Annotated in this window: 1 protein-coding gene; it reads right to left on the bottom strand. The window is 37.8% G+C overall.

The window, feature by feature from the left end:
- Nucleotides 1-78: 78 nt before the first annotated feature.
- On the bottom strand, nucleotides 79-455 hold a 377-nt coding region (locus DC53_RS22340; protein ID WP_206075195.1), incomplete at its 5' end, for a hypothetical protein.

Here is a 455-nt window from a genome sequence, read left to right on the forward strand (position 1 = left end):
GAGTGAAGAAACTAAACAAAAAATTAGAGAAAAACAATTAGAAGCACAAGCAAGAAAAAGATTAGAAAAAAATAAATTTTAATCCTGCTTCCCCCTACGCAAAGATATGTGCGGATGTTTTAGTGATTCAACAAAAGCCTTCTTCTGGCGTAATTTCTCAGCCTTTTGTTCCTTCTTCAAGAGTTTCAAAGTCTTCTTATCCAACTCCAAAGCAAACAACATCTGAATCTCGTAAGGCGTCAGATCTCGGTTCAACAATTGTTTCCCCCGAACAAATGTCTGCTCAATAATAGGTTTTAAAACTTTTACCAACTGTTCGACCAAAGATTTCCCAATAAGAGCCGCAGCAACAGAAGCAGTAGCAGTGGTGCCAGATAATACAACCGTTTGTGTAGAAGGGACTGGAATTGTCCCAATATAAGGAACAGTAATAGTCGGAGCATCTATTTGTGTTA

This window comes from Pseudoalteromonas fuliginea (assembly GCF_000690055.1).
Classification (GTDB): Bacteria; Pseudomonadota; Gammaproteobacteria; order Enterobacterales; family Alteromonadaceae; genus Pseudoalteromonas; species Pseudoalteromonas fuliginea.